6 protein-coding genes are annotated in these 6,988 nt (G+C 74.2%); 5 read left to right on the forward strand and 1 reads right to left on the reverse strand.

Features of this window, described 5'->3' with window-relative positions; genetic code table 11:
- The 3 genes from VR44_RS47815 to VR44_RS32075 form a co-directional block, all read left to right on the forward strand.
- On the forward strand, positions 1-3,051 hold a 3,051-nt coding region (locus VR44_RS47815), incomplete at its 5' end, for an MFS transporter (RefSeq protein ID WP_245692647.1).
- A 31-nt stretch (positions 3,052-3,082) separates the two neighbouring features.
- Positions 3,083-3,733, forward strand: coding sequence for a class I SAM-dependent methyltransferase (locus VR44_RS32070; RefSeq protein ID WP_045951142.1), 651 nt, complete (start codon positions 3,083-3,085; stop codon positions 3,731-3,733).
- Between the two features lie 70 nt (positions 3,734-3,803).
- Entirely contained in the window at positions 3,804-4,361 is a 558-nt protein-coding gene (locus VR44_RS32075) for a nucleoside 2-deoxyribosyltransferase (protein WP_245692650.1), read from the forward strand.
- 227 nt (positions 4,362-4,588) lie between these two features.
- Here the strand turns inward: VR44_RS32075 and VR44_RS32080 are convergent, their stop codons facing one another.
- Positions 4,589-5,224, reverse strand: a complete 636-nt coding sequence (locus VR44_RS32080) for a PASTA domain-containing protein (protein WP_045951143.1) — start codon at positions 5,222-5,224, stop codon at positions 4,589-4,591.
- A gap of 202 nt (positions 5,225-5,426) precedes the next feature.
- Here VR44_RS32080 and VR44_RS32085 point away from each other — a divergent pair, with 202 nt between their 5' ends.
- Both VR44_RS32085 and VR44_RS43190 read left to right on the forward strand, forming a co-directional pair.
- The gene (locus VR44_RS32085) at positions 5,427-6,401 is read left to right on the forward strand and encodes an NAD(P)-dependent alcohol dehydrogenase (RefSeq protein WP_045951144.1); all 975 of its coding nucleotides are present in this window, start codon (positions 5,427-5,429) and stop codon (positions 6,399-6,401) included.
- A gap of 331 nt (positions 6,402-6,732) precedes the next feature.
- Positions 6,733-6,988, forward strand: a 256-nt coding sequence (locus VR44_RS43190) for an SDR family NAD(P)-dependent oxidoreductase (protein WP_157880476.1), incomplete at its 3' end; no start/stop codon positions are given.

Raw genomic sequence — 6,988 nt, forward strand, 5'->3', positions numbered from 1 at the left:
GCCCTGGGCAGCCCGCTCATCGCCCGCCGCCTCGACCGCAACGGCCGCGCGGTGGTGCTGACCGCGACCGCCGTCGCCTACCCGCTGGCACTGGCCGTCCTGGTGTGGGCGACCCGCCCGGGGGGCTGGGCGCAGCCGGCGACGGCGGTCGTCGCGGGGATGGTGCTGCCGCCCGCGAACGCCTGCATGCGCTCGCTCTGGGCGCGGCTGCCCCTCCGGGAGGAGGAGCGCGAGACGGCCTACCTCTGGGAGGCGCTGCTCACCGAGGTCCTGGTGATCGGCGCGCCGCTGATGCTGGCGGCGCTGATGCTGGCCGGCCCGGCGGGGACGGCGCTGACGGTGATCGCGGTGGTGGGCGGCGTGGGCACGCTCGGGCTCGCGTACGCCCGGCTGCCCGCCGGCACCGGGGCCGCCCCGCAGGACCCGAAGGGTCCGCGCCACCCGCTGGGCCCGCTGCGGGAGCCGGCCCTGCTGGCGCTGGCCGGCATCATGGCCGTCTCCGCGGTGCCCATCGGCCTGCTGACCCTGGCCATCCCGGCGTTCGTCGACCGGCACGGGGCTCCGGGCGGCGCGGGCGTGGTGTACGCCTGCTGGGGTGTCGGCAGCGCTCTGGGGGCCGTCTGGCTCGGCCGGTCCCAGTCCGAGGTGGCCCCGCAGGTGCGCCTGGCCCGTCTCCTGCTGGCCTACGCCGTCGGCACCGGGCTGACGCTGCTCGCCGGCTCCCAGGTGGGCCTGGCCGTGGCGCTCGCGGTGGGCAGCGTACCGATCGCCCTGGTCTCCGCCACCGAGATGACCCTGGTGAGCGGCATCGCCGAAGAACGGTCCATGGCGGAGGCGTTCACCTGGGCGTCACTGGCCACCGTCCTGGGCGACGCGCTGGGCCAGCAGGCCGGCGGGCTGCTGATGGATCCGTTCGGGCCGCGGACGGTGTTCGCGGTGGCGACCGGAGCCGCCCTGGCCGCCGCCGCGCTGGCCTTCGTCTGCCGGGGGCTGCTGGCACGGGCTGGCACGGCGGGCGGCGCCCGGTGCCGAAGTGCGCGGCATGACCGCCGAACCCGGCATGCCGGCCCCTTGACCCCTACCCGGCGCGCAGCCGCTCCCCGTCCTTCCCTCTCCCCGTTCCCCTTACCCCGCGCCCCCGGCGCGGACGACACGAGGTGGTCCACCATGAACGCAGCGCTCACCGAGCAGCGAACCGACGGGCCTGCCGGGCCGGGCCCCCTGTTCCGCCCCGTCGCCAGACAGGAATTCGCCGGAGCCGTCCGGGAGTTCCTGGACTCGCCCGGGCTCCTGCCGGTGCCGGTGCCGGCCGGCGACCGCGCCGATCTGGCGGAGAGCGTCGAGCTCGCCGGCCGGCTGTACGGCGCTCTGCGGCGGCCGCACCCGCTGGACGTCGGGGTCCTCCTCGGCGCGGCGCACCTGCCCGAGGGACTCGCGGAGCTGGCCGGCCCGTTCGCCCGGACGTGGGTGGGCGAGGAGGAGCTGGCGGACGTCGCGGCGTTCCGGGCCCGGCACGGCGGTTCGCTGCTGGTCGTCGGCCGTTACGACCGGCTCACCCTCGACCCCGTCCGGGACCTGCTGATGGCCACCTACCGGGGCCCGCGGCACGGCCTGACGCTGCTGAGCGGCCGCGACGGTGCCTCGGTCTGCTGGAACGTCGCCAAGCAGTACGCGGAACCCGCCCCCGACGTCGACGCCCTGGGCCTGTTCACCGACACGGACCGGCCTCCGCGGCTGCCCGGTGTCCAGGTCTTCGACGACCGGGACTTCGAGCGCGCCGACATCCAGGCGGAGATCCTCGGCACCCGGTGGCGGCGGGTGGGCTTCCAGGGCCACGGCAAGGACGACAGCGTCAACCTCGGCGAGTTCACCCTCTGCGGTCTGAACCCCTCGGCCCCGGCCACCCCCGGACTGCTCGGCCCGCGCTGCGCGTACGGGCTGCCCTGCTACAAACCGGAGGACAAGCTGGTCCCCCTCAACCGGGTGGAGGCCGTGGAACTGGTCCTCAGCGCGTGCAACAGCGGCCCCCTCTCGGACCTCGCCCTCTACGACCCGAAGTACCAGCTGCTGCTGAACGCGCTCGACGGTCCGGCCCGTACGGTGGTCTCGGCGGTGTCGGTGCACGACTCCGACCGGCCCGAGAACGTCGCCTGGATGCACGGCGCCCTCACCGGCGCGGACTCGGTCGACACCCTCAACGCCAGCCTGGCGGGCTCGCACCCCTACCCGGCGTTCATGCGCTTCGGGCTGCCGGGCGCGCCGGAGGACACGCCGGCGCCGCCCGCTCCCGCGGACCACCGCCCCGACCCGCTGCTGCTGACCGCGGGCGCCCGGCTCACCGCCTACCTCGCCTCGGAGCTGCTGCCGCACAACCACCCGCTGCGGCCCCGGCTCACCAAACTGGCCAGGAAGGTCGACCTCTGGGTGGCCAGGCCCACGCATCTCGCCGACCAGTCGCCCGAGCAGATCGAGGCCTCCCTCACGGCGGACCTCCAGTCCCTCGACCACATGATCACCGAGCAGGTCGCGGCCGATCCCGAGACCGAGCTGATGAACTACCCGGCGTACTTCGGCGACCGCAGCAGCCTGGACCCGGACGTCCGGGAGGTCACCTGCCACTGCGGCCGCCCCGCGCAGGAGTTCACCCGGCGGGGCCTGCTCCCGCACGTCCTGGACACCACCTGCGCCGTCTGCATGCGGTGCGGCGACGTCACCTTCCGGATCCCGGACGCGCCCGCACTGCTCGCCCACGCCGCCGACGAGGTCGCGCAGGGCGGGGTGCTGGAGGTGCGGGCCACGGTCACCGCGGCCCGCACCGGACCGGTCCGGCTGGGCCTCTTCGTCCCGACCTACCTGCGCGAGGACACCACCGTGGAGCCCGCCACCACCAGGGTCCGGCTCACCGGCGGGCGGGCCGAGGACGTCGCCTTCCGCGTGCGCTTCGCCCCCGGGACCGCCCCGCAGGCCTACTACTTCACCGTGTTCGCCGTACAGGACCTGGCCGTCTCCACGGCCCGGCGCCACTTCGGCGTCGTTCCCCGGACCGCCTGACCGAACCCCCACACCCCACGAGGAGAAGAACATGCAGAGCCAGGACGTGACCGAGCCGGGCACCGCGCCCGCGGACAAGCCGGCGATCGAACTGATCGAGCAGAACGGCGAAGTGACCCTCAGCATCGGCGGCGAGCAGGCCATGCAGGCCTGGGAGCGGGACCTGATGTGGGCCAGCGCCGACATGCTGTGCGAGTACGGAAAGGACTTCTACGAGGTCGGGCTCGGGCTCGGCCTGTCCGCGCTGCGCATCGCCGGCAACCCCGCGACCCGCAGCCACACGGTGCTGGAACTCTTCGGCGAGGTCGAGGACCTGTTCCGGGCCCGGCACCCCCGGGTACCCGACAACCTCACGATCGAGCGCGGCGACTTCTTCGAGCGGATCTTCGAACTGCCGTCGGAGAGCATCGACGGGATGTTCTTCGACCCCGCCCTCGACATGGAGGTCTGGACGGACGCCGCGCTGTGGGCCAGGACCATGCCGGAGGTCGTCCGGGTACTGCGCCCCGGCGGCGTCTTCATCCCGTTCTTCAGCACCAAGCCGGAGCTGCGCTGGCAGTACCTCCCGCACTTCCGCCGGATCCGGGTCGAGCGGCACCCCTTCGTCGCGTACGACACCACCGAGTACACGCACGGCGGCACCACCGGCGACGCGTTCATCCAGTGCTTCCTCAAGGACTGATCCGGTCCGCCCGCCAGCCGCCGCCCGCACCCGACACCACGCACCAGCGCTCCTCCCGGAGGTACCTCCCATGGCCCTCACGCCGCCCCTCGACCCGCCCGCCTCGCTCGGCTCACCCGCCTCGCCCGGCATCCGCCCCGACCTGGGCATCCGCTCGGTCTTCCTCGCCGGCCCGTTCATCCAGCTCCTGGACCCCGAGACCGGGGAGATGCCGGCCGGTGCCCGGGCGCCGTTCGACGTCCTGATCAAGCACTTCGAGGCGCAGGGGCTGTCCGTGCACAACGCCCACCGCCGCGAGGCGTGGGGGGCGGAGCTGATGCGGCCGGAGCAGTGCACCAAGCTGGACCAGGACGAGATCCGCAAGGCCGACGTGTTCGTGGCCCTGCCGGGCCACCCGGCCTCCCCGGGCACCCACATCGAGATCGGGTGGGCCAGTGCCTTCGACAAGCCGATCGTCCTGCTGCTGGAGCGCGACAGGGAGTACACCTTCCTCGTGCAGGGCCTGCACACGGTCGCGTCGGTGGAGTACGTGGTCCACACGGACATCGCCGCCTGCCTGCCCGCCGTCGACCGGGCGGTGGACCTGGCGGTCATGCGGCAGCGGGAGGGCAGCGGCGGCCGTCGGTGAAGACGGCCCGGCGGCCAACGCGGCCGGCTCCGCTCCCCGCGCCGCGAGCACGGGGACGGCGCCGGCCGCGGCGAGGGACCCGCCGGAGTGTGCGATCCAGCGGGCGATCTCGGAACCGTCCCGCTCGACCGCCCGCGCTCGGGGCGTTGCGGGCTCCAGCCGAGCCGGCCGGTCAGCGGTCGCCACACCGACGCCCTCGACACGGCTTCGGCCTTCAGGGCCGGATGTCAGGGGCACGTCTCCTCGATTTTGGCGACGGTGAAGGAGACGGGCCGGCCGTTCAGGGCGGCGCCCGCGGCCGGGTTCTGCGTGCATACCTTCCAGTTCGACTCCTGGAGGACCATCCGGCTCTGCACCGCGTCCTTCACGGAGATCGAAGCGTTCGACGGGAGCGCGGCGCGGACCGCCTTCATGCCCTGACCGACGAAGTCCGGCATGGTGTCACCCGCGGGCTTGGGCGCGGGCGCGTCCGCGGCGGGGCAGGTCTCGTCGAGCTTGACGGCGCCGAAGTCGATCGTGGTGCCGGTGTCGACGGTGCCGCCGCCGGCAGGGGTCTGGGAGCAGACCTTCCAGTTCCGGTCGAGGGCCTGAAGCCGGGCACGGCCGAGCGCGTCGTGGGACTTGAGTGCGTAGAACCCGGCGGCCTGCGCTTCGTCCTGTGCGGTCTGGAGGCCCTTGCCGACGAGGTTCGGCAGTGTGCCCGTCTTCGCGCCGGCTGCGGGGGCCGAGGGCGCGGAGGTCTTCGGGGACGGGGCGTCGGGGGCTGCGGGCTTGCCGTTGGTGCCGCTCGCCTGGGGGTTGCAGGCGGTGAGCGCGAGGGCGGTGGCTGCCGTGAACAGGGTGATGGCGTGACGTCTGTGCATCGCGCCATGTTCGCCCGGTCTCGGAGCCTGTGTGGTGGCTGTGACCAGTCTGTGACGCAGGGAAGTCCCGCACGCACGGGCGGAGTCGGCGGGGCCGCGGGCCGGTCCGGCCCGTATCGGGGTCACTCCCTAGGGGCGGTCCCCGATACCGGTACGGCCGCGGGTCCCCTAACGTCGCGAACACCCGACTTGCGGAGGCTCGATGAAGGCGATAGTCCAGGACCGGTACGGCTCGTCCGACGTTCTGGAGTTCAAGGAGGTGGACCGCCCGGCTCCCCGGGACGGCGAGGTGCTCGTACGGGTGCGCGCGGCCTCGGTCAACGCCCGCGACTGGCACGTCATGCGCGGCGATCCGTACGTGGCACGCCTGGCCTTCGGCCTGACCAGACCCAGGCAGCCGATCCAGGGCACCGACTTCGCGGGCGTGGTGGAGGCCGTCGGCCGGGGCGTCGCCGGGCTGCGTCCCGGTGACGAGGTGTTCGGCGAGGCCGGCGGGGCGTTCGCCGAGTACGTGTGCGCTCCGCAGGACGCGGTGGGCCCCAAACCGGCCGGCCTGACCTTCGAGCAGGCCGCGGCCGTGCCCCTGGCGGGGAACACCGCGCTGATGGGCCTGCGCGATCTGGGGCGGCTGCGGCCGGGGCAGCACGTCCTGGTCAACGGCGCCTCGGGCGGCGTGGGCACCTTCGCCGTGCAGATCGCCAAGGCGCTCGGCGCGGAGGTGACCGGGGTGTGCAGCACCCGGAACGTGGACCTGGTCCGCTCCATCGGCGCCGACCACGTCGTCGACTACCGGCAGGAGGACTTCACCCGGACGGGCCTGCGGTACGACCTCGTGCTCGACCTGGTGGGCAACCGGACCCTGGCCGACCTGCGGCGCGCGCTGACCCCGGGGGGCGCCGTGGTGCTGTCCGGCGGCGGCGTGTCCGAAGGGGGCAGCCTGTTCGGTCCGATGGGCCTCATCATCCGTGGGAAGCTCATGTCCCGCCTCGGCCGCGGGAGGATCCACGTCCTGACGGCGAAGGCGAGTGCGGACAACCTGGCGGCGCTGCGCGAGCTCGTCGAGCGGGGTGCGCTCGCTCCGGCCGTGGACCGGACCTACCCGCTGAGCGAGGGGGCCGAGGCCGTCCGCTACCTGGAGATGGAGCACGCGAGCGCCAAGGTCGTCATCACCTGCTGACTCCCTGCTCCAGTGGCGGGGATGATCTGCTCGTGCGTCACCGCGCCGAGCCCGCCCAGGCTCAGCCGGGCGCGTCTCCCGCCCCGGGAGCGACGATCGGTCGGCCGTCTGCCGCCACGCCGCATCCAGCCCCGCGCGTGAGCCGGGCCGGATGCTCGCGCAGGCTGCCGAGTCGGTGTCGGGCCCGGCTGCGGTACGGGCGGGGGTGGCCTATGAGTGGGCGACGCCGCCACCCTCGTGGCTCGCGGTGGCGGGCGGGCCGCGTGGGGCGTGGTCGACTGGGCGGGTGCGCGGTGCGGCGCGGGTCGTAAGGGCGGGCCTGGAGGCGGTCATGGCGGAGGTTGGATCGTACGCGCGGATCGCGGTGGTCACCGGGGCGGCGCGCGGCGTGGGCGCGGCGGTGGCACGCCGGCTGGCCAGGCGGGGCATGCGGCTGGCGCTGCTGGGCCGGGAGCTCGACTCGTTGCGCCAGGTCGCGGCCGGGCTGCCGACCGAGGCGCACTGCTTCGAGGTCGACGTCACCGACGAGGCGGCGCTCCAGGGCGCGGCCCGCAGCGTCGGTACACGGCTCGGGCCGGCCTCGGTGG

Source organism: Streptomyces katrae (assembly GCF_000966975.1).
GTDB classification, from domain to species: domain Bacteria; phylum Actinomycetota; class Actinomycetes; order Streptomycetales; family Streptomycetaceae; genus Streptomyces; species Streptomyces katrae.

Excerpts from the sequence above, each read along its gene's own strand:
- VR44_RS32080 (WP_045951143.1), bottom strand. The coding sequence starts at position 5,224 with ATGCACAGACGTCACGCCATCACCCTGTTCACGGCAGCCACCGCCCTC.
- VR44_RS32070 (WP_045951142.1), top strand. The coding sequence starts at position 3,083 with ATGCAGAGCCAGGACGTGACCGAGCCGGGCACCGCGCCCGCGGACAAG.
- VR44_RS32085 (WP_045951144.1), top strand. The coding sequence starts at position 5,427 with ATGAAGGCGATAGTCCAGGACCGGTACGGCTCGTCCGACGTTCTGGAG.
- VR44_RS32075 (WP_245692650.1), top strand. The coding sequence starts at position 3,804 with ATGGCCCTCACGCCGCCCCTCGACCCGCCCGCCTCGCTCGGCTCACCC.